This is a genomic window from Actinomycetota bacterium, from assembly GCA_019347575.1.
GTDB lineage: Bacteria > Actinomycetota > Nitriliruptoria > Nitriliruptorales > Nitriliruptoraceae > JAHWKY01.
Genome location: JAHWKY010000015.1, coordinates 89,061 through 110,088, shown reverse-complemented (window position 1 = coordinate 110,088; position 21,028 = coordinate 89,061). Strand labels below are relative to the sequence as shown.

The following is a 21,028-nucleotide window of genomic DNA, read 5'->3' as shown; positions in this document are numbered from 1 at the left end:
GACCGTGCGCAACTTCCTGCACGCCGAGGACACCGTCGCCACCCTCGACGCGATCCGCTCCCTCGGCGCCGGCGTGGACGAGCAGGAAGACGACGTGGTCGTCAGGGGAGTGGGGCTCCGAACGGCGCAGGCCGCGACCGGCGGCCTCGTCGACGTGCGCAACGCGGGTACCCTGCTGCGCATCCTGCCGGGGTGGCTCGCCGGCTCCGACGTGCTGTTCGAGCGCGTCCTCGCGCGGGCCCCGTGGGACCGGCGCACGGTCGAGATGTACGGCGAGCGCGTGATCGAGCCGCGGCTCACCGCACGCTTCCCCGTGTCCGATCCGCCGACGGAACTCCACGTGCTCAGCAAGGTCGGAGCCGCGCTGTCGGCCCGCTACGCGGTCGGGTTCGTCTCGATCGGCTGCAACCTGTACCGCGACGGGCGCGACAGCGTCGCCTGGCACGGTGACCGCATCGGTCGTGACCGCCCCACCGCCACGATCGCCATCGTCTCGCTGGGGGAGCGGCGACCGTTCCGTCTGCGGCCGCGGGGCGGCGGTCGGTCCGTGGGGTTCGAGCTCGGCCGCGGAGACCTGCTCGTCATGGGCGGAACCTGCCAGCGGACGTGGCAGCACACCGTGCCCAAGGTCTCCGACACCGGCCCCCGCATCAGCGTCACCTACCGCCACCGCTACGACGGCTGACCGGGGCCCGGGGCAGCGGACGTACTAGCGTCCGCGACCACCGTCGGCTTCAGGAGCGCGTCGTGGTGCTGGACCGGTTCCGTCTCGATGACCGCGTGGCGGTCATCACCGGCGCAGGACGAGGCCTCGGTGCCGCCATGGCCCGAGCGTTCGCCGAGGCGGGCGCCGACGTCGTCATCTCGAGCCGCACCGAGTCGGAGCTGCGTGAGGTCGCGTCCGACGTCGAGAGCCACGGCCGTCGCGCTGCGGTGGTCCCGGCCGACCTCAGTGACACCGACCAGCTGCCGCGGCTGATCGAGGCAGCGGTCGACGACTTCGGCCGCCTCGACATCGTCGTCAACAACGTCGGCGGGACCTACCCGATGCCGGTGATGCAGACCACGGAGGACTTCCTCGAGGAGGCCTTCCACTTCAACGTGACCACCGCGTTCGAGCTCAGCCGCTTGGCGGTTCCACGCATGCTCGAGGGTCACGGCGGTGCCATCCTCAACATCTCCTCCGCGATGGGTCGCCTCGTGGAGCGCGGCTTCCTCGCCTACGGGACCGCCAAGGCGGCGCTCGCCCACATGACGCGGCTCATGGCCCGCGACCTCGCTCCGCGCATCCGGGTGAACGGCCTCGCGGTCGGGTCCGTGGCGACCTCGGCGCTCGAGATCGTGATGACCAACGAGGACCTCAAGCGCGAGCTCGAGGAGAAGACGCCACTGCGCCGGCTCGGCCAGCCCGAGGACGTGGCCGCCGCCGCTCTGTGGCTCGTCTCCGACGCCGGATCGTTCATCACCGGCAAGATCATCGACGTCGACGGTGGCATCGAATCCCCCAACCTCGACCTGAAGCTTCCCGACGTGTAGGAGCCCGGAGCGGCCCTGGTCGTTCGTTCACCGGACCCAGTGGGGGGTCCGGGCGGCAGCACGATGGCGCTGCGTGAGGGGAGAGCGTCCGGCAGAGTGTGGGTACACCATCGTCGCGAGGAACCACCATGCCGACCGTCATCGAGGAACGACTCGACGGCAGCGACCGTGTCACCGTCGTCGACTACCGTGGCCGAACCCGCTTCGCGCAGATCGTCGTGGGCCTGGCGGGTGTCGCGCTGACCGTCCTGGGCGCGGTTGCCCTGATCCGCGCCGGCCTGCCGGTCATCGAAGGTGAGCAGGCTCACGCGACCGTCGGCGCGTTCCACCGCACCGGCTGGATGGGCCTGATCGAGCTGATACTCGGTGTGTCGCTGCTCGCCAGCGCCGCCACCGCGCTCGACACCCTCGGGGCGCGTGGGGTCGGGATCCTGGCGGCCATCTTCGGCATCATCGTGCTCATCGAACCCAGCGCGTTCCACGGCGTGCTCGGCATCCATCGCCTCACCGGCTGGACCTACCTGATCGGCGGATCGGTGATCGCGGCAGCGACCAGCTTCGCCGTCTACCGCGGCCCCTGACGGGAGCCACGTCGTTCGGCCAGGTAGCGGACGTGCGGAGGCAGGCCTGGATCCGTAATCTGGACTGAGTCCAGGGTAGGGAGCGATCCCGTCCCTGCGATCACGCCGACTTCCGAGGAGGGAACATGGTCCGCTCGACCATCGACGACCGCGCCCGCGACATCGTCCAAGGCCAGCTGCAACCCACGCTCGTGGATCTCATCGACCTCGCCCTGACCGGCAAGCAGCTGCACTGGAACGTGACCGGACCCCACTTCACGACCGTCCACGAGAAGCTGGATGAGCTCGTCGACGCCTGGCGCACGTGGGCTGACGACGTCGCCGAGCGCCTGACCGCCGTCGGCGTCTCCCCGGACGGCCGGGTACAGCACGTGGCGGAAGAGACGACCGCCGAGGCGGCCCCGCAGAGCTGGATCGATGACGGCAAGGTGATCGGTCTGCTCGCGGACCGTCTCGAGCGGCTTGGCCGCGACCTGCGCGAACGGCTCGACGTGGTCGAGGAGGCCGACCTCGTCAGCCACGGGCTCCTGCTCGACATCCTCGAGGGTGTTGAGGAGCAGCTCTGGATGATCAGCGCCCAGGAACGCTGATCCACGCCGAGCTGCTGCGCGAGGCGGGGTTGCGGGCGACGCAGCCTCGCCTACGCGTGCTCGCTCTCCTGGAGACTCTCGGCGGCCATCGCACCGCGGATGAGCTGCTCACCCGGGCCACCCAGAGCGACCGACCGCTGGCCCGAGCGACGATGTACAAGGTCCTCAGCGACCTGGCCGAGGCCGGCGTCGTCACAGTGGCCGACGTGACCGGAAGCGCGGCGCGCTACGAGCTGACCGACGACCATCACCACCACTTCGTGTGTCAGCGCTGCCACCGGGTGCTCGACGTGATGTGCTCGGGCGGGCCGTGCGCGCCCGGACGGGTCGACGGCCACGTCGTGCAGGCGACCCAGGTCATCCACCACGGCGTCTGCGCGGACTGCTCCTGACCCGCCCCGCGCATCCTTGAGCTCAGGACGCGAGGGCGGCTCGTAAGGCCCGCTCGAGGAGCTTGGGGTCGCCGAGGCGCCGTCGCAGTTCGCGTTCGAGCCCAGCGATCGGGTAGAGGTTCTGCGGGGCGCGTGGGTCCTTGTGCGGATCGCTGGCGAACCGAGGAAGGATCACCGCGGTCGCGTCGGCGATCCGCCGCACGTCGTCTGCCGGGGTGTCGGTGGCGATATCGCACCGGGCGATACCCGCCCACGGATGCCCGGGGCGCCCCGGCAGCCGCACGTACCACGAGAGTCGGCTCCACGAGGTCCGCACCCCGAACACCGGTGTCCGCTGCCCCGGCGCGAGCGCCCCGACCGTGCCCGCGACCTCGTCGGGCAGGTAGCTGACGTGGTGGCTCTTGACGTACCCGATCGCGTGATGGACGTGCTGGCGTCCTCGCAAGGGCCCGTCGATGACGATCAGATCCCCGCCATCGAGGTCGCTCACGACCTCGATCTCGAGCTTGGCACGCTGCTCGCCGATCGCGGCGCGGACGGCGTCGGGCTCGTCGCCGACGACGGTGACCGGCAGGTAGTCGCCGAGGTGGGTCGAGACCGCCTGGGGGCTCCCGGTGGCGAACAGCGAGCGCCGCACCGCGCACGCTTCGATCCGGGCGCGACCGTCGCAGCGCACGACCCCAGCACCGTACGAGGCGAACTGACCCGCCCTCGTGAGACCGTCGTCGGTGATCCACACCAGCGCATCCGTGCGCTGGACCCCGTCCACGAACAGCAGCGTGTGGACGCCGCCGTCGGAGATCGGGTCGAGCGGACGCCACCGCTCGACGGGCAGCTCGTAACCAGCCGCAACCGTCGCGTCGGACCGATCCGCCAGGTCATCGCCGGCCACCGCGGAGCCGCGATCGGGCGCCCAGGACTCGATCGAGTACCTGGTCATTGCCTCCCCCCTCGAGGGGGGAGGGGCCGGCGTTGCCGGCCTGGGGGGTGACGCTCGGTGGGCGTCACGTCGTGACCTTCTCGACCCGGGAGGTGGTGCCGTCCCGGCGCACCTCGTAGCGGACGGGGATGCGCTCGGCGAGCTCGCGCACGTGGGTCACCAGCCCGACCATGCGGCCGCGCGACCCGAGCTCCTCGATGGCGGCCGCGACGATGTCGAGCGTGTTCGCATCCAGGGTCCCGAACCCCTCGTCGAGGAACAGCGCATCGAGACGTGCGGAACCCTGGGCCGCGAGCGCGGCGATGTCCTCGGCGAGCGACAGAGCGAGCGACAGCGACGCCAGGAACGTCTCGCCCCCGGACAGCGTGCGGGCCGAGCGGGGCGCGTCGGCGTTGCGATGGTCGATCACGAGGAAGTTGTTGTCATCGGCGAGCGCGAGTGAGTAGACGCCGCTCGACAGCTCGATCAGGACCTCGGACGCGCCCGCGACCAACCGCCGCAGAGCACGGTTGAGGAGCCACTTCTCGAAACGCTTCGCGTTGAGGTGCTGGCCGAGAGCGCCGCTCAGCTGCGCACGCCGCTCGGTCGCCGTGAGCTCGTCGCGCACCTGAGCGGCCTGCTCGCGTTGCTGCTCGAGCCGCTCGACGCGGCTCGCCGCGCGGGTGGCGGCGTGCACGCACGCGTCCCGCAGGTGCGCGAACGCCTCCTCACCCGCGGGTGGCGTGCCGGCCCTGACGCCGATCGCCGCGGCGCGGTCGCGCAGTTCGTGGAGCCTGCGGTTGTAGGCGCCGATCGCCGCCTCGATGGCCTGCTCGGCGTCGGCTGCGCGCCGTTCGAGTTCGGGGCGGGTGCTCTGCGCCCACTCCACCAGGGCGCGCCAGGCCGCTCCCAGATCGTCACGGTCCGGGGCGGGTGGCTTGAGGGTGGCGACGTCGTCGCGAGCCCGATCGAACGCCTGCCACGCCGTCTGGCGCTCGGTGTCGAGCGCGGCCATCGCATCCTTGGCGCGCTTGGCCGATGTCCGTGCCTTCCGTGCCACCGCCTCCGCCGACGCGATGGCGCGGTCGAGCGCTGCCACCTCGGTGGCGAGCGACCGCAGCTGCTCGATCGTGTCGGGCAGCGCCGTCACGGCTCGCAGCTGCACCAGCGCCTCCTCCCGCTCCGCGATCGCCGATCGCGTCGCGTCGAGCTGTGCCTGCGCCCGAGCGAGGTCCTCGTTGGCCTTCCGAGCGGTCACGTCGCGGTCCGCGAGCGCCTGTCTCGCGCGCGCGACCGCCGCTTCCGCCGTCGCGATGTCGTTCGGCGGCGTCGACACCAACGGCGCGGTGACCTCGCGGTGACAGACGGGGCAGGGATCGCCCACGGTCACCTCGGAACGGAGGGTGTGTGCGGCGTGAGCGCGTCGCAACTCGGTGAGTGCCGCCTCGGCCACCTCGAGCGGCACGCGCGCGGCTCGGTGCTGCTCGTCGGCCTCGCTGGCCGCGCGCACCGCTGCGGCGACCTCGGGCTGCTGGGCTGCGACGACCTGCTGCGCACGGTCGAGCGCCTCGGTCGCCTCGAGGACGCGGTTCACCAGATCGGTCTCAGGCTGCTCCGCTCGTGCCGTGCGTCGTCGTTCGAGCTGCTCATCGGCTGTGTTGACGCTGGCCTCCGCCTCGGCGGCGGCGGTCGTGGCGGCTGACAGCCGCTCGGCGAGCGCGTCGAGGCCATCGGGCGGTGCGATCGCGGCGACCGCATCGCGCTGCTCGGTCGCGTGGGCGACGTCCCGACGTGCCTCGCGGCCCCGCTCCACGAGCGTCTCGAGGTCGGGGCGGGCGGTGTCCAGCTCGGCTACGACCTCGCGGAGTCTGGTCGCAGCGTCACGTGCGGCCGCCACCGCCTCGTCGGTGGCGTCGGCGAGCTCGTCATCCAGACGCCGACGCAGCGCCTCGGCGGTCGCCTTCGCGGCGGCTTCGTCGGCACGAGCCGCGGACGCGACCTGGCGGTAGACGTCGAGGTCGAGCAGACGCACGAGCAGGTCCTGGCGCTCGCCTGGCTTCGCGTGGAGGAACTCGTGGAAGTCGCCCTGAGGGAGCACGACGGTCCGAGTGAAGTGCTCGAACCCCAGACCGAGCAGTCGCTCGACCTGGGCCGTGACCTCGTCCGCCGTGCCGGCCAGCACGTGACCGTCGCGTTCGAGGCGCGCCTCCTTGGTGGTCGCGCCCCGCTTGGTCCGCTGGATGACCCGGACCGCGGCGTAGCGCACGTCGCCGACCGTGAAGTCGAGCCGGACGCGAGCCTCCAGCTGGCCCTGGCTGATCGCCGGCGCGACGAGACGCTTGTCGTCGTACCGCGGCACCGACCCGTAGAGGCACATCGTCATCGCGTCGATCACGCTGGACTTGCCCGCCCCGGTGGGCCCCGTGAGCACGAACAGGTCGACGTCCTCGAAGTCGAGGACGGCCGGCTCGCGGAACGACGCGAAGCCCGACAGCTCAAGCCGAATCGGGCGCATGCACCTCCTCCAGCAGCTCACGGAAGCGGTGCAGGAGAGCCTCGTCCTCGATGTCCTCGCTCGCGAGGTACTCGGCGAAGAGCTCATCGGGGGAGCGCTGGAAGTCGGCCAGCTCCCACGCGGCGACATCCTCGGTTGCGGCGGCGTCGGGACGGGCAACGCTGACATCGACCGCGTTGGGGAGCAGCTCGCGCACCTCGTCGGCCAGCCCGATGCGGGCGGGCTCCTCGACGACCACCCGGAGGTAGTCGTCGCCGTGGTCATCCCGTCCCGCAGCGATGCGTTCGAGCGTGCCGGTCACCGTTCGCAACCGGCGCCCCGTCGTCAACGCCACCTGTTCCACCCTGGCCGGGGTCCCCGGCGCGGCATCGACGAGCAGCACGACCTTGTCGCCGGTCTCCTCGCCGAAGTCGAGCTGCAGCGGCGAGCCGGGGTACCAGACCGGGGCGGCCGCGGCGATCTTCTGCGGCCGGTGCAGGTGACCGAGCGCGACGTAGTGGGCGTTCGCCGGGAAGGCCTGGGCGGGGACGTGGTAGTCGACGACCGTGTGGGCGGCGCGCTCGCCGCCACCCGGCTGCGCCCCGGTCGCGAACAGGTGCGCGACGACGATGTTGACCGTGTCGGGACGGAACGGGGCGCACAGGGACGCCAGGATCTCGCGACAGCGTTCGGCGTAGCGCCCCGCATGATCGTCGGCGTCGAGCTGCATCAGGTCGTCGGCGCGGACGATGCCGCGCTGGCTGAGGAACGGCAGCAGCGCGACGCAAGCCACCTCACCCGAAGCCATCGACAGCTCGACGATGCCGCCATCGTCGGCGCGGCGCAGCTCGGTGGCGGTGTGGACGTTGGTGAGCTCGAGCAGCGGGGCGACCGCCTGGAGCCGGCGGTGGTTGTCGTGGTTGCCGGCGATCACGACGACGTGCTCGGCGGCTCGCGACAGGTGCAGCAGCGCCCCGTAGACGATGCGCTCTGCCTCGGGGGAGGGGGCGGCGGTGTCGAACACGTCGCCGGCGACGATCACCAGGTCGACGTCGCGTGCGCCGGCGATCTCGGCGATCTCGAGCAGGACCGCGCGGTGCTCGTCGGCGCGGCTGCGGCCGCGGATCGTGCGGCCCACGTGCCAGTCGGAGGTGTGCAGGATGCGCATGATGATCAGAGGCTACGCGCCCCCTGTGACGTGCCCGGCGAACCCGGTACCGCGGTCCACGTGGGGTATGCGCAACGCCGGTCTCACCATCCTGTGCGGCCACATCGCCACTTCACCCCCCACTTCACTCGGATATCCGAGCGAACCGGGTGACGAAGTTGCGCGCGGATGCGCCGTCGCCAAGACAAGGTCAGAAGGGGAGGCGGTCGCCGTCGTCGTCGGTGAGGCCGTCGAAGGGATCCTCGGGGACCTCGCTGCCGCCGGTGGCCGGCGCCCCGACCTGCTTGCCGGCCTCGCTCGGGCGCGTCGCCCAGGCGGGGAAGGGGAACTCGAGCACGAGCGGGACGGGCAGTTCGGGCTGAGACACGATCATCGTGCCGGGCTTGACGATGGTCGCGCGCTGGCGCTGGGCGGTCGGCAGGAAGCCGTACTCGTCACGACCCGCTTCCGCGGAATCGAGCCGCCCGACCACCCGGATCGCGGAGTTGGCGATGAGGCGCCGCTCCACCTCGGAGGCGGTCTGCTGCGCCCCGACGAGGATGATGCCCAGCGAGCGACCGCGCTCGGCGACGTCGAGTAGGGTCTCCTTGATGGGGGAGTGGCCCTCGCGGGGCGCGTACTTGTTGAGCTCGTCGAGCACGACGAAGAGCAGCGGCTTGGGCGAGCCCGACCGCTCCTTCTCCTCGAACGTGCGCCGCAGCAGCACCCCGACGACGAACCGCTGGGCGCGGTCGTTGAGGTTGTGGATGTCGACCACGTTCACCTGGGCGTCGAGGCTCACCCGGTGCTTGGCGGGGTTGGTGACGTCCGCGCGGATCAGGTGCTCGACGTGCTTGACCGCGCCCCGCAGCCGCCGCTGGAACGCGCTGACCGTCCCCGCCGCAATGTGCCGCCCCGCCCAGTCTCCGCGCGTCTCCTCGTCGTCGAGCAGGTCGCCGATGATGCGGACGAGGTCACCGAACGTGCGGGCCTCGCGGCCCTCGACCTTCACCGCCCCGTCTCCGCTGGCGACCGCGTCACGACGGAGGCGGTCGGCCACCTGGTCGATGACCATCGTGTACTGCTGTCGCTCGTCCTGCGCGTCCGCGAACAGGAACGGCAGCAGGCTCTCCTTGCAGAAGTCCTCGAGCGTCCAGAAGTAGGACGTCACCCCCGTGGAGCGCGAGCCCGTGTCGGGCGTACCGCTGGCCGAGTCGCGGCGGGGCGGCGCCCAGAAACCGACCGACCGGAACGCGCCGGGCTCGATGCCCAACGCGGCGTAGCGGTCACGCTGGCGCGCGTCGAACTCGACGCCGGCCTGCTCGTGGTCGAGCCACAGCAGGTCCTCGCCCTTGACGTTGAAGATGAGCGCCTTGGTGTTGACGGCTTCGTCGCCGAGCACGCCCGAGGTGAACAGGCTGTAGAGGAGGAAGGTCGCGTAGGTGGTCTTCGTCGCGACGCCGCTGACGCCGCTGATGTTGACGTGCGCCCCACGCGTGCCGTCGAGGAACTCGAGGTTGAGGTAGACCGGTTCGTCCTCGCGCGACAGGCCCGCGGCGAGCCGGCGCTGCATGCCGTCGAAGAAGAGCGCCTCGTCGCGTTCGTCGCCGTGGGCGCGACGGACCTGCTGTCCCGGCAGGGGTGGGACGAACACCTCGGGCTCGAAGCGTGTCGCGAGGACCTGGGCGGCCTCGCTGACCTCCGCCGGTAGGACGCCATCCTCGATCAGGAACACGTCACTGTCGAAACGGGCACCCTCGTGCCGGGCGCGGACCTGGTTCACCACCCCGTAGATGCGGACCGATTCGCGCCCCGGCGGCGTCCGCTCGAGCGCGACGACGTCGTCGAGTTGCAGGAACCGATCGGGACCGACCGCGACCCAGAACTCGAGCGGTGTCGCGTCTTCGGTGCCGATGACACGACCGACGACCGCGTCGTCGCCCGCTGGCGATCTGTCCGCCACGTGGCCTCCTCGTCCTGGCCGAGCTTACGCTCTACGAGCTGTGCTACCGCTGTGCTACTTGAGCACTACGAGCTGTGCTACCGCTGTGCTACTTGAGCACGGGTCCGACGCCACCGCGGCACACTGACAGGCTGAGGACAGGAGACCGCGATCGATCACGAGGCGCTGCTCCGCCGCGCCATCGAGCTCGGGCGGCGCGGGGTCGACGCGGCGGCCGGGGGACCGTTCGGTGCGGTCGTCGCACACCGCGGCGAGGTCGCCGGTCAGGCCCACAACGAGGTGCTCAGCAGCGGCGACCCCACCGCACACGCCGAGATCCTGGCGATCCGCCGCGCCGCTGCCGAGCTGGGAACCCGTGACCTGTCCGGATGCGTCATGTACGCCAGCTGCGACCCCTGCCCGATGTGCCTCGGGGCGTACCGGTGGTCGCGCTCGGACGCGCTGTACGTGGCGGCGACCAGCGACGACGCAGCCGAGATCGGCTTCGACGACGCAGCCTTCCACGCCGCCGGCGATCCGCCGGTCATCCGGCTGCTGCGCGACGAGGCTGCCGCGATGATGCAGCGCTGGCTCGAGCGCGACCTCCCCGCCTACTAGTAACTAGTTCGAGGAGCCCGGCCCGGCGTCCATCAGCTCGAGGAGGCGGACACCGCGGACCGATCTGCGAGGGGCGGGCCCGGGCGCCGGACCGCCCGGTGTGCCACGCTCGGCGCTGACGAAGGCAGGGACGGCAACGGACCCGTCCTCCCCGCTGCCACAGACCACCCCGGGAGGTCCACCTTTCTCGCCCCGATGCTCGCCGTGACCGGGCGCCCCGCGGAGGTGCGCGCGCAGCACGCGTACGAGTTCAAGTGGGACGGGGTCCGGACTCTCGCCTCGATCGACCCCTCCGGGCTCATGCTGACGTCACGGCGCGGTGGCGACATCACCCACCGCTACCCCGAGCTCGCGGGGTTGGCCGAGGTGGTCCCGGATGGCACGGTCCTCGACGGCGAGATCGTCGCACTCGACCAGCGCGCGCGTCCCAGCTTCGGGCTGCTGCAGCACCGCATGCACCTCGACGATCCCGGACGGATCGCGGCAGCCGTCACGAGCAGCCCGGTCGTGCTGATGCTGTTCGACCTGCTCCGGGAGGGCGGAACGTCGCGCCTCGACGACCCCTACGAGCAACGCCGCGCCGCGCTCCTGGCGCTCGGACTGGCGAGCGAGCAGTGGCAGACCCCGCCGCACGGGGACGACCTCGACGCGATGCTGCGCGCGGCGGAGGAGCTGGGCCTCGAGGGCGTCGTCGCCAAGCGGCTCGGCAGCCGCTACCGACCCGGCGTGCGGTCGCCCGACTGGCGCAAGCTGCCGCTGCTGAGACGCCAGGAGTTCGTCGTGGGTGGCTGGGTGCCCGGGACCGGCCGACGCTCGGGTTCGTTCGGGGCGCTGGCCGTGGGCTACCACGAGGGATCCGAGCTGCGCTACGCGGGGCGCGTGGGTACCGGCTACCGCGCTGACGATGTGCGGCGGCTGGGTGAGCTGCTGGAGGAGCGCGAGCGCGCCACCTCGCCCTTCACCGGCGCCCAGCCTCCCTCCGAGACGGTGTTCGTCGAGCCCGACCTCGTGATCGACGTGCAGTTCAAGCAATGGACCCGCGACGGCGTGTTGCGGGCCCCGTCGTACAAGGGCCTGCGCAACGACAAGGATCCGCGTGACGTCGTCCGCGAGGATGTCCCCCAGCAGGGGTCCTGAACGCGACATCGGCGCCCCGGATGCGTCAAGATGTAGGTCGGTCACCTTCCCCGGCCGTGTGAGGAGCGAGCCATGCCCCGCGCCATCTGGAGCGGTGCGATCAGCTTCGGGCTGGTCAACATCCCCGTGAAGCTGGTCACCGCCGTCAGCAAGAAGAACGTCTCGTTCCGCGAGATCCGCCGTGGCGACGCCTCCCGGATCCGCCACCGCAAGGTCGCGGCTGCCGACGGCGAGGAGGTCGGCTACGACGACATCGTCAAGGGCTACGAGATCGGCCCCGACCGCTACGTCGTCATCGAGCCGGAGGAGCTCAAGGCGCTGGACCCCAAGGCGTCGCGGTCCATCGACATCGAGGACTTCGTCGACCTCGCGGCCATCGACCCCATCTTCTTCGATAGCCCCTACTACCTCGTGCCCGACCGCACCGCGGGCAAGGCGTACGAGCTGCTCCGGCGCGCCATGGACGAGACCGGCAAGGTGGGCGTAGCGCGGTTCGTCCTGCGCACCAAGCAGTACCTCGCCGCGATCCGCCCCGTCGACGGGGCGTTGGCGATCTCGACCATGGTCTACGCCGACGAGGTCATCCCCGTCGAGCAGCTCGAGCTCCCCGAGGACGAGGTCGAGGTCAACGAGAAGGAGCTGGCGATGGCGACCCAGCTCATCGAGTCGCTGTCGACCGAGTGGGAGCCGAGCAAGTACCGCGACGAGTACCGCCAGCGCGTCATCGAGATGATCGAGCGCAAGGCCGAGGGCGAGGAGATCGTCTCGGTCCCCGAGGTGGAGCGCGAGGCAGGTGACGTGGTCGACCTCATGTCGGCGCTCGAGGCGAGCCTGAAGGCCGCCAAGGACGAAGGCACCGCCGCCAGGTCCAGCAAGAAGAAGAAGGCCGGGTAGCGCGTCCCGCACGGAACGCGCGTCCACGCGCGTTTCCGTCATCGGGGCGAGGTCCGGCGTGGCCACCCTGCACGGAACGCGCGTCCACGCGCGTTTCCGTCATCGGGGCGAGGTCCGGCGTGGCCACCCTGCACGGAACGCGCGTCCACGCGCGTTTCCGTCATCGGGGCGCGAGCAGTTCCAGGACGCGACCGCGGAGGCGATCGAGGCCGACGCCCTTCTCGGCGCTCACCCAGTAGACCTCGGCCGGGGCGATCCCGCAGGCTCCGGCGAGGTCGCGCTTGCGGCGCTCTCGCTTCGACGGCTTGACCTTGTCGTGCTTGGTGGCGACGACGTCGAAGGGGACGCCCGCGCCCCGCAACCACGTCAGCATCTCGAGGTCCAGTCGCGTGGGCCCGATCTCCCCGTCGACGAGTAGCAGCGCGCCCCGCAACTCCTCCCGTCCCGTGAGGTAGTGCTCGAGTCGGCGCCGCCACGCGGCACGCTCCTGCTTCGAGGCGGCGGCGTAGCCGTAGCCCGGGAGGTCCACGACGGTTCCGCCGCCCTCGACCTCGAAGCAGTTCAGCAGGCGCGTGCGACCTGGTGTCGAGGACACCTTGGCCACACGCTTCGAACGCGCGAGCGCGTTGAGCAGCGAGGACTTGCCGACGTTCGAGCGTCCGGCCACGCACACCTCGGCGGAGGTCGGTGGCAACGAGGCCACGTCCGGGGCGGACGTGACGAAACGGAGGGTGAGCGGCGTGGTCACGCGGCGGAGTGTGACAGCTACCGTCGCGCTGATGAGCGAGCGCCACGCATGAGCGAACGGCAGGTGGTCGAGATCGGCGGCCGCGAGCTGTCGCTGTCCAACCTCGACAAGGTCCTGTACCCGGACGCGGGCTTCACCAAGGCGCACGTCATCGACTACTACGCCCGCATCGCGCCGCTGCTGCTCACGCACCTGCACGGCCGGCCCCTGACCATGAAGCGTTACCCGGACGGGGTCGACGGCGAGACGTTCTTCGAGAAGCGCTGCCCGTCGCACGCCCCGGAGTGGATCGAGACCATCACCATGCCCGGGGCCCGCAAGGGTAAGGACGTCGAGCACTGCACCATCGACGACGAGTCCGGCCTGGCCTGGGTCTCCAACCTCGCGTCGCTCGAGCTGCACACCTCGTTGGCCCGTCGCCCCGACGTGCACACTCCGACCTCCGTCGTCTTCGACCTCGACCCGGGAGAGGGGGCGAGCATCGTGGAGTGCGCCGAGATCGCGTTGATCCTCCGCGATGCGTTCGCGCGGATGGAGCTGGAGGCGTTCCCGAAGACCTCGGGAAAGAAGGGGCTCCAGGTCTACCTGCCCCTCAACACGCCCACGTCGTACGAGGACACGCGGGGGTTCGCGCTCGCGGTCGCCGAGCTGCTCGAGCGGGTCCACCCGGACAAGGTGACCAGCAACATGCGCAAGGACCTGCGGACGCGGAAGGTCCTGATCGACTGGTCACAGAACCACCTGCACAAGACGACGGTCTGCGTGTACTCGCTCCGGGCCACGGCGACCCCCCGCGTCTCCACGCCCGTGACCTGGGACGAGATCACCGCGGTGGACGAGCCGACCGCGCTGGGGTTCGAGGCGACCGATGTGCTCGACCGTGTCGACGCGCTCGGGGACCTGTTCGCGGATGTCGAGACCGTCGAGCAGCGACTACCGCAGCTCGGCTCGTGACGACTGGCGATCCCGCAGCAGGGCGTCGCCGTCGAAGCCGATGGTCGTCAGCGGGTCGCCGCCCATCAGTCGAGCGGCCACCTCCTCGAGGTCGGCGATCTGGGCCGCGAGCTGGCGTCGTTCCGTGGCTTCGGTGGGCATCGCGTCGAGCTGGTCGTGCAGGTCGGCGATGTTGCTCACGAGGGTCCCGAGGCTGATCACAGGCGCTCCTCCAGGAGGGGTTCGGCGGGCGCAGCTGGTGTCGCATCCCAGTGTGACCACGCTCCGTCAGGACCTGCTCACGCCGGACCTGATCGCGCGTCAGGGGTCGGCGGGGTCGGCCGTCCGATGGCCGTGTACGGATGTCCACGCCACGCCTGGTCCGACGGACGGGACCACTCGACCCGGTAGGGTCGATGTGTGGCTCGTATCGATCTCGTCGTGACCGATCTGGACGGCACGCTCTGGGATGCCCAGGAGCGGATCCACGACTCGACCCTCGTCGCCCTCCGCGAGATCGAGGCGCGCGGAACCCCCATCCTGGTCGCCACCGGGCGACGCCCCCGTTCGGCCCGAGCCGGGTTGTCCCGCGCCAACCTGCAGCCACCGGCGGTCGTGCTCGGCGGGGCGCTCGGTCTCGACCTCGCCTCGGGGGAGGAGTTCCACCGTCACGCCTTCGAACGTGCCGAGGCGATGCGCGTGCTGGAGGTGTTCCTCGACCACGACCTCGAGCCGGTCATCTACGTCGAGGACGGCGACACCGAGCTGGTCGTCGGGCCGCACTGTGCCACGCATCCCGAGCACCTCCGCCGCGTCTCCGGGGGCGTCATCCGCGAGGACCCTCGCCGCACGGTGAAGGAGCGCGCGGTGCTCAACATGGGCCTGATCGGCGGCGACCCCGAGGTGCTCGGCCCCGTTGCTCGGGACATCGAGGACGGCGTCGCGGTGATCAACCGTGACCTCTTCTACGGCGGGGTCACGCTCATGGTCGCGCCCCGAGGCATCACCAAGCGGGAGGGTGTCCTCGCCTTCTGTGACCGCGCCGCGGTCGATCCCGACCGCATCCTGGCCGTGGGGGACGGTAACAACGACGTCGAGCTGCTGCACCAGGCCCGGATCGCCTGCGTCGTCCAGGACGGTCAGGAGGACGCCCTGGCCGTCGCCGACCACGTGATCGCGCCCACCGCCGAGGGTGGCTGGGCGGAGGTGCTGCGGTTCCTCTGATCTCTTGGCGTCGCTCCTCCGCCTGGTCAGGCGTGGCCGTGGTCGTGCTACTGGCCGCGGTGTCGTGTGGACCCGACCAGGAGCTCGCCCCTCCCGCCTCGACGACCCGCGCCCCGACCGAAGCGCCGACGGCGAGCGGTCCGACGTCCGTCCCGACGACGGTTGACGCGACGTCCACGCCGGGACCGACCGCGACGGTCGGGCACGCCGACGTGCGACTTGCGCTGGAGGAGGTGGCGACCGGGCTGCGTGGCCCCCTGTACGTCACGGCACCACCTGACGACGACCGGCTGTTCATCGTGGAGCAGTCGGGGCGGGTCCTGGTGCTCACCGACCCGATGACGGCCGCCGTACGAGTGGGCGGCCGTGGCAGCGGACCCGACGTTTTCCTCGACCTCAGCGAGGTGGTCAGCGTGGGCAACGAGCGCGGCCTGTTGGGTCTGGCGTTCCATCCCGAGTACGCCTCGAACGGCCGCTTCTTCGTCCACTACACCGACGGTGGTGGCGACACCGCACTGGTCGAGTACGCCGTCAGCGACGATCCTGACGTCGCGTCCTCCGCACCGGTCGCGGAGCTGCTGTCGGCGGACCAGCCGGCGAGCAACCACAACGGCGGGATGCTCGCGTTCGGACCCGACGGGATGCTGTACCTCGCGCTCGGCGACGGCGGCGGCGCGGGCGATCAGTTCGGCAACGGCCAGCGCCCCGACACCTTGCTCGGCACGATCCTGCGCGTCGACGTCGACGGCGGGGCGCCGTACGAGGTCCCTGCAGACAACCCCTTCGCCGACGGCGGGGACGGAGCGCGGGAGGTGTGGCACTACGGACTGCGCAACCCGTGGCGGTTCTCGTTCGACGAGGCCGAGGGGCTGCTGTACATCGCCGACGTCGGTCAGAACGCCTTCGAGGAGGTCAACGTCGTCCCCGCCGATGCCAGCGGGCTGAACTTCGGCTGGCCGATCACCGAGGGCAACCACTGCTTCGACCCACCCCAGGACTGCTCCACGGCAGGCCTGACGCTGCCCGTGTTCGAGTACCCGACGGACGAGGGCTGCGCGGTGATCGGCGGGTACGTCTACCGCGGCGAGGCGATCCCGCAGCTGCACGGCCACTACCTCTACGCCGACGTGTGCGGCGGGTTCGTGCGTAGCTTCCGCCACGAGGACGGTCAGGTCACCGACGAGCGCGACTGGACCGACCAGCTCGAAGGCCTCAGCGCCGAGACCGGCGAGTCGGTCAGCGGCTACGCCGGCCCCACCTCGTTCGGCCTCGACGCCGCGGGTGAGCTGTACCTCACCACCGCCGGCGGCAGCGTCTTCCGCATCGTCCCCGCGAGCTAGGGAACCGAGCGGGAGCAGTTTCCCGCCGCCGAGCGCGGTGTTCCGCTCCCACTCCCGGGATCAGGCGTGTTCGGGGATGACCGGCGCCCCGACGGCCGCGTCGAGCGGCGCCCCCTTGCCGTTGCGCTTGCCGACCGGGAGGTCGACGGGGCGGACGACGGCGGCAGGGTCGCCGTGCAGGTGCAGGTCGCGCGCGACGCCGCAGTAGAGCAGCCGATCGGGCCCGGCCTTCACGCCCTTGCCGCCCCGCCCCTGGACCGGGTACTGCGACAGCGGGGCGCGGAAGCCGGTGCCGTCACCAGCGATGGTCGCGATCTCGCCCTCGTCGCTGCCGGCCTCGACGATCGTCGCGGACACCAGCTTCGCCCCCTTGGGCAGCTTCATCCCGGCGACGCCCGATGCCGTGCGGCCCGTCGTGCGGACCTCCGACAGCGGGAAGCGGGCCACCAGCCCCTGGTCGTGAGCCAGCACGAGGTGGTCGTCGTCGGTCGCCGCGGCGACGAACTCGATCTCGTCCGTGTCCCTCACCCCGGCTGCCTGGATCTGCCGCTGCCGCGTGAGGTACTCCTCGGCATCGGTGCGCTTCACCTGTCCCGCCACCGAGACTGTCAGGACCGTGGCGCCCGCGTAGAGCACCGCCGCCCCGGCGAGTGGGACGTCGGGTCCCGTGCCGATGAGCTGGTCGACCGAGACGCCCCGGTGGCGCGGCTGCTGCACCGGCACGTCGGAGAGGTCGATGCGGTAGCCGTTCCCGGCCCGGTCGACGAGCAGGATGCTGTGGTCGGTCGTGGCACGCAGCACCGCCACCAAGGGGTCGTGGCCATGCTTGTGCGCGGGCGTGGTGCGGCGCTGCGGAACCACCTTCACGTACGCCCCCTGGGTGACGTACACGGTCACGTCCTGGGCCTCGAACACGACGTCCGAGCCGGTCTCCAGGATCTCGTCGTCGGTGACCTCGCCCGCGGCCACGATCACCGACCGTCGGGGCGTGGCGTGGATGCGCTGGATCTCGGTGAGCTCCTCCCTGAGGACCTCGTCGAGCCGCGCCTTGGAGCGCAGGATCGCCTGGAGCGCCTCGATGATCTCGAGCAGCTCCTGGTACTCGTCCTCGAGTGCGGCCCGTTCGAGTGCGGCCAGCCGGCGCAGCTGCATGTCGAGCACGGCCTGGGCCTGACGCTCGCTGAGCTCGAAGTCGCTGATCAGCCCGTGCTTGGCGTCCTCGGCCGAGTCGCTGCCTCGGATGAGCGCGATGACCTCGTCGAGGTAGTCGAGCGCGTGGAGCAGCCCCTCGAGGATGTGGGCCCGGTCCTCGGCGCGCTTGAGCCGGTGCTCGGTCCGACGGGTCAGGACCTCGCGCTGGTGCGCGAGGTAGATCTCGAGCGCTTCCTTGATCCCCAGCGTCTGCGGCGCCCCGTCGACGAGCGCGACGCAGTTGACGTTGAAGTTCGTGCGCAGGTCGGTCTTGCGGTAGAGGCGTTCGAGGACCCGCGCGGGATCCTCGCCCCGCTTGAGCTCGATCACGATCCGCATCCCGTCGCGTGACGACTCGTCGCGCAGGTCGCGGATGGCCTCGAACTCCTTCTTCTGCACCAGGCCGGCGATCTTCTCGAGGAGGTTGGCCTTGTTCACCTGGTAGGGGATCTCGGTGATGACGATGCGGGGGAGGTTGCCGGAGCGCACCTCGGTGGTCGCGACCGCCTCGAGCGTCACCGCGCCCCGCCCCGCGATCATCGCGTCGCGGATCCCGTCGCTCTCGACGATGCGCGCGCCGGTCGGGAAGTCGGGCGCGGGCACGAACCTCATGAGCTGCTGTGCGGTCGCCTTGGGCTTGTCGATCAGGTGCAGACAGGCGTCGATCACCTCGCCGAGGTTGTGCGGGGCGATGTTGGTCGCCATGCCGACGGCGATCCCGGTGGCGCCGTTGACGAGCAGGTTCGGGAACCGCGCCGGCAACACGACCGGCTCGCGCTCGTACCCGTCGTAGTTGGGGACGTAGTCGACGGTGTCCTCGTCGATGCCGTCGAGCAGCTCCATCGCGAGCAGGGACAGGCGCGCCTCGGTGTACCGCATCGCGGCGGGTGGATCGCCGTCGATCGAGCCGAAGTTGCCGTGCCCGTCCACCAGGAGCTCGCGGGTCGAGAAGTCCTGCGCCATCCGCACGAGCGCGTCGTAGATCGCGGTGTCGCCGTGGGGGTGGTACTTCTTCATCACCTCGCCGACCGCCGAGGCGCACTTGCGGTAGGGGCGGTCGGGGCGCAGCCCGGTCTCCCACATCGTGTAGAGGATCCGGCGCTGCACCGGCTTCAGCCCGTCACGCGCATCCGGGAGCGCGCGGCCGACGATGACCGACATCGCGTAGTCGAGGAACGCCTGCTCCATGCGGTCCTCGATGGCGACGTCCACGACGCCGCCGACCTGGAGCAGGTCGAGCTGGGATGCGCCCCCGGCCGGGCTCTTCTTCTTACGGGTCTTCTTGGCGGGGCTCACGGTGCCTCCGGAGGGGTCGGGCGGGCGTCACGGTCACACGTCGACGTTGGCGGCGAAGCGGGCGTTGTCCACGATCCAGTCCCGTCGGGGGTCGGTCTGGTTACCCATGAGCAGCTCGAACAGGGCGCTGGCCCGCTCGGCGTCGGCGACGGTCACACGGAGCAGCGTGCGGCGCTGAGGGTCCATGGTGGTCGACCAGAGCTGCTCGGCGTCCATCTCGCCGAGCCCCTTGAAGCGCTGGACGTCGACGCGACCACCCTTGAAGTCGTGCTTGAGCAGCTCGTCCCGCTGCGCGTCGGTCATGGCGTACGCGACCTGGCTGCCCTTGCGCAGCTGGTACAGCGGCGGCTGCGCGAGGTAGACCTTTCCGCCCTCGATGAGCTGGGGCGTCATCTTGTGGAAGAACGTCAGCAGCAGCGTGGTGATGTGGCCGCCATCGACGTCCGCGTCGGCCATGAGGATGATCTTGTCGTAGCGCAGCTTGTCGGGCTCGAAGCTGGGCTCGACGCCGGTGCCGATGGCCTTGACCAGGGCCTGGATCTCGGCGTTCTCGAGGACCTTGCGCAGCTGTGCCTTCTGCACGTTCAGGACCTTGCCGCGGAGCGGCAGGATCGCCTGGGTGTGGCGGTCGCGCGCCATCTTCGACGACCCACCTGCTGAGTCTCCCTCGACGACGTACAGCTCGGTCTCGGCGGGGTTGCGTGAGGTGCAGTCGGCGAGCTTGCCCGGCAGGCCGGCGGACTGGGCGTCGAGCAGTCCCTTGCGGCGGGTCAGCTCGCGGGCCGCCTTGGCGGCGTGGCGTGCCTTGGCGGCGACGGCCGCGCGCTTGATGATCCGGCGCCCCGCGGTCTTGTGCTTCACGAGCCACTTCTGCAGCTCCTCGGCGACGACGGTCTCGACGTAGCTGCGCGCGATGGTCGATCCCAGGCGACCCTTCGTCTGGCCCTCGAACTGCGGATCGGGCAGCTTCAGCGAGAGGACCGCCACGAGGCCCTCGCGGATGTCGTCGCCGCTGAGGTTGGGATCCTTCTTGGTCAGCCCGCCGCTGTCGCGACCGAAGTCGTTGAGCACGCGCGTCAGGGCGCGGCGGAAGCCCTCTTCGTGGGTCCCTCCGTCCGCCGTGCGGACGATGTTGACGTACGACCTCAGCCGCTGGTCGTGGAAGCCCTCGCTCCAGGTGACGGCGAGGTCGAGCGTCATGCGGTTGCCGTCGAAGTCGCCGTCGTGGCTGATCTCGATGGGCTTGACCAGTGCCTCCTTGCCATCGAGGAGCTGGTTCACGAAGTCCGCGATGCCCTTCTTGTACTGCCACGACTCCGACCTGCCGCTGCGCTCGTCAACGAGGACGCACCTGAGCCCGGGGTTGAGCAGGGAGGTCTCGCGCAACCGCTCGGCGACGGTGTCGTAGTTGAGCTCGGTCGTCTCGAAGATGGTCTCGTCGGGCCAGAACCTCACCGTCGTGCCGGTCGTCTTGCGACGACCCGCCTTGGCGAGTGCTTCCTTCTTCTTCCCGCGCTCGAACGCGATGGTGTGGCGGTAGCCGTCGCGGGCGACCTCTACCTCGGTGCGGCGCGACAGCGCGTTGACGACCGACACACCCACACCGTGAAGTCCACCGGACACGTGGTAGGCCTCGCGATCGAACTTGCCCCCCGCGTGGAGCAGCGTCAGCGCCACCTCGACCGCCGGTTTGCGCTCGGTCGGGTGGCGATCGACGGGTATCCCGCGGCCGTCGTCGATCACCTCGACGCCACCGTCCTCGAGCAGCACGACCTTGATCGTGGAGCAGTGACCGGCGAGGTGCTCGTCGACGGCGTTGTCGACCACCTCCCACACGAGGTGGTGCAGCCCGCGGGTATCGGTCGAGCCGATGTACATCGCGGGGCGCTTGCGCACGCCCTGCAGCCCCTTCAGGACGTTGATGTTCTTGGCGGAGTACTCGGTCACGGTATGGAAGGTAAACGGTCCCTGAGACGAGCCCGAACAGGTGGGGCGTGCAGGAGATGTCGCGGAGCGTGGCGAAGTCCCCACCATGCTCAAGGACTC

At 70.7% G+C, this 21,028-nt stretch carries 19 protein-coding genes; 11 read left to right on the top strand and 8 right to left on the bottom strand.

Going from position 1 to position 21,028, the window contains the following annotated elements; translation table 11 throughout:
• The first annotated feature begins 16 nt into the window (after positions 1 to 16).
• From KY469_12155 to KY469_12135, 5 genes are all read left to right on the top strand, one after another.
• Positions 17 to 685 carry an alpha-ketoglutarate-dependent dioxygenase AlkB gene (locus KY469_12155; GenBank protein ID MBW3663844.1) on the top strand — a complete coding sequence of 223 codons (669 nt, stop codon included), beginning with the start codon at positions 17 to 19 and terminating at the stop codon, positions 683 to 685.
• Between the two features lie 62 nt (positions 686 to 747).
• Complete coding sequence (locus KY469_12150; protein ID MBW3663843.1) at positions 748 to 1,536, top strand: SDR family oxidoreductase; 789 nt, start codon at positions 748 to 750, stop codon at positions 1,534 to 1,536.
• A gap of 128 nt (positions 1,537 to 1,664) precedes the next feature.
• Complete coding sequence (locus KY469_12145; GenBank protein MBW3663842.1) at positions 1,665 to 2,117, top strand: hypothetical protein; 453 nt, start codon at positions 1,665 to 1,667, stop codon at positions 2,115 to 2,117.
• Between the two features lie 125 nt (positions 2,118 to 2,242).
• Entirely contained in the window at positions 2,243 to 2,707 is a 465-nt protein-coding gene (locus KY469_12140; protein MBW3663841.1) for a DNA starvation/stationary phase protection protein, read from the top strand.
• 56 nt (positions 2,708 to 2,763) lie between these two features.
• The gene (locus tag KY469_12135; protein MBW3663840.1) at positions 2,764 to 3,099 is read left to right on the top strand and encodes a transcriptional repressor; all 336 of its coding nucleotides are present in this window, start codon (positions 2,764 to 2,766) and stop codon (positions 3,097 to 3,099) included.
• Positions 3,100 to 3,121: 22 nt separating this feature from the next.
• On the opposite strand, the gene KY469_12130 is transcribed toward KY469_12135, so the two are convergent.
• From KY469_12130 to KY469_12115, 4 genes are all read right to left on the bottom strand, one after another.
• Positions 3,122 to 4,039, bottom strand: coding sequence for a hypothetical protein (locus KY469_12130; protein ID MBW3663839.1), 918 nt, complete (start codon positions 4,037 to 4,039; stop codon positions 3,122 to 3,124).
• A 64-nt stretch (positions 4,040 to 4,103) separates the two neighbouring features.
• Entirely contained in the window at positions 4,104 to 6,533 is a 2,430-nt protein-coding gene (locus KY469_12125; protein MBW3663838.1) for an SMC family ATPase, read from the bottom strand.
• Positions 6,514 to 7,680, bottom strand: coding sequence for an exonuclease SbcCD subunit D (locus KY469_12120; protein ID MBW3663837.1), 1,167 nt, complete (start codon positions 7,678 to 7,680; stop codon positions 6,514 to 6,516). Before KY469_12120 ends, KY469_12125 begins: the two co-directional genes overlap by 20 nt.
• 190 nt (positions 7,681 to 7,870) lie before the next feature.
• Positions 7,871 to 9,622 carry an ATP-binding protein gene (locus tag KY469_12115; protein ID MBW3663836.1) on the bottom strand — a complete coding sequence of 584 codons (1,752 nt, stop codon included), beginning with the start codon at positions 9,620 to 9,622 and terminating at the stop codon, positions 7,871 to 7,873.
• Between the two features lie 150 nt (positions 9,623 to 9,772).
• Between KY469_12115 and KY469_12110 the strand changes: the two genes are divergently transcribed.
• The 3 genes from KY469_12110 (at position 9,773) to KY469_12100 (ending at position 12,250) form a co-directional block, all read left to right on the top strand.
• Positions 9,773 to 10,219, top strand: a complete 447-nt coding sequence (locus KY469_12110; protein MBW3663835.1) for a nucleoside deaminase — start codon at positions 9,773 to 9,775, stop codon at positions 10,217 to 10,219.
• A gap of 195 nt (positions 10,220 to 10,414) precedes the next feature.
• Positions 10,415 to 11,356, top strand: a complete 942-nt coding sequence (gene ligD, locus KY469_12105; protein ID MBW3663834.1) for a non-homologous end-joining DNA ligase — start codon at positions 10,415 to 10,417, stop codon at positions 11,354 to 11,356.
• Positions 11,357 to 11,428: 72 nt separating this feature from the next.
• Entirely contained in the window at positions 11,429 to 12,250 is an 822-nt protein-coding gene (locus KY469_12100) for a Ku protein (protein ID MBW3663833.1), read from the top strand.
• Between the two features lie 160 nt (positions 12,251 to 12,410).
• On the opposite strand, the gene yihA is transcribed toward KY469_12100, so the two are convergent.
• A complete protein-coding gene (gene yihA / locus KY469_12095) occupies positions 12,411 to 12,998 on the bottom strand; it encodes a ribosome biogenesis GTP-binding protein YihA/YsxC (protein MBW3663832.1) in 588 nt (195 codons plus the stop codon).
• A 48-nt stretch (positions 12,999 to 13,046) separates the two neighbouring features.
• Between yihA and ligD (KY469_12090) the strand changes: the two genes are divergently transcribed.
• Positions 13,047 to 13,952 (top strand): non-homologous end-joining DNA ligase, encoded by a 906-nt coding sequence (gene ligD / locus KY469_12090; GenBank protein ID MBW3663831.1) that lies wholly within the window; start codon positions 13,047 to 13,049, stop codon positions 13,950 to 13,952.
• Here ligD (KY469_12090) and KY469_12085 read toward each other — a convergent pair.
• A complete protein-coding gene (locus KY469_12085) occupies positions 13,932 to 14,153 on the bottom strand; it encodes a hypothetical protein (protein MBW3663830.1) in 222 nt (73 codons plus the stop codon). The genes ligD (KY469_12090) and KY469_12085 overlap by 21 nt on opposite strands.
• Positions 14,154 to 14,351: 198 nt before the next feature.
• Between KY469_12085 and KY469_12080 the strand changes: the two genes are divergently transcribed.
• Entirely contained in the window at positions 14,352 to 15,155 is an 804-nt protein-coding gene (locus KY469_12080; GenBank protein MBW3663829.1) for an HAD family hydrolase, read from the top strand.
• Positions 15,156 to 15,367: 212 nt separating this feature from the next.
• Positions 15,368 to 16,495 (top strand): PQQ-dependent sugar dehydrogenase, encoded by a 1,128-nt coding sequence (locus KY469_12075; protein ID MBW3663828.1) that lies wholly within the window; start codon positions 15,368 to 15,370, stop codon positions 16,493 to 16,495.
• Positions 16,496 to 16,555: 60 nt separating this feature from the next.
• On the opposite strand, the gene KY469_12070 is transcribed toward KY469_12075, so the two are convergent.
• Positions 16,556 to 18,982: a DNA topoisomerase 4 subunit A gene (locus tag KY469_12070; GenBank protein ID MBW3663827.1), complete on the bottom strand. Its 2,427-nt coding sequence runs from the start codon at positions 18,980 to 18,982 to the stop codon at positions 16,556 to 16,558.
• A gap of 33 nt (positions 18,983 to 19,015) precedes the next feature.
• Positions 19,016 to 21,016, bottom strand: a complete 2,001-nt coding sequence (locus KY469_12065) for a DNA gyrase subunit B (protein MBW3663826.1) — start codon at positions 21,014 to 21,016, stop codon at positions 19,016 to 19,018.
• Positions 21,017 to 21,028: the final 12 nt, after the last annotated feature.

What these genes read in the sequence shown, in the direction of transcription:
- KY469_12125 (MBW3663838.1), bottom strand. Translation starts at nt 6,533, where the DNA reads ATGCGCCCGATTCGGCTTGAGCTGTCGGGCTTCGCGTCGTTCCGCGAG.
- KY469_12140 (MBW3663841.1), top strand. Translation starts at nt 2,243, where the DNA reads ATGGTCCGCTCGACCATCGACGACCGCGCCCGCGACATCGTCCAAGGC.
- ligD (MBW3663834.1), top strand. Translation starts at nt 10,415, where the DNA reads ATGCTCGCCGTGACCGGGCGCCCCGCGGAGGTGCGCGCGCAGCACGCG.
- KY469_12120 (MBW3663837.1), bottom strand. Translation starts at nt 7,680, where the DNA reads ATGCGCATCCTGCACACCTCCGACTGGCACGTGGGCCGCACGATCCGC.
- ligD (MBW3663831.1), top strand. Translation starts at nt 13,047, where the DNA reads ATGAGCGAACGGCAGGTGGTCGAGATCGGCGGCCGCGAGCTGTCGCTG.
- KY469_12065 (MBW3663826.1), bottom strand. Translation starts at nt 21,016, where the DNA reads ATGGTGGGGACTTCGCCACGCTCCGCGACATCTCCTGCACGCCCCACC.
- KY469_12130 (MBW3663839.1), bottom strand. Translation starts at nt 4,039, where the DNA reads ATGACCAGGTACTCGATCGAGTCCTGGGCGCCCGATCGCGGCTCCGCG.
- KY469_12100 (MBW3663833.1), top strand. Translation starts at nt 11,429, where the DNA reads ATGCCCCGCGCCATCTGGAGCGGTGCGATCAGCTTCGGGCTGGTCAAC.
- KY469_12145 (MBW3663842.1), top strand. Translation starts at nt 1,665, where the DNA reads ATGCCGACCGTCATCGAGGAACGACTCGACGGCAGCGACCGTGTCACC.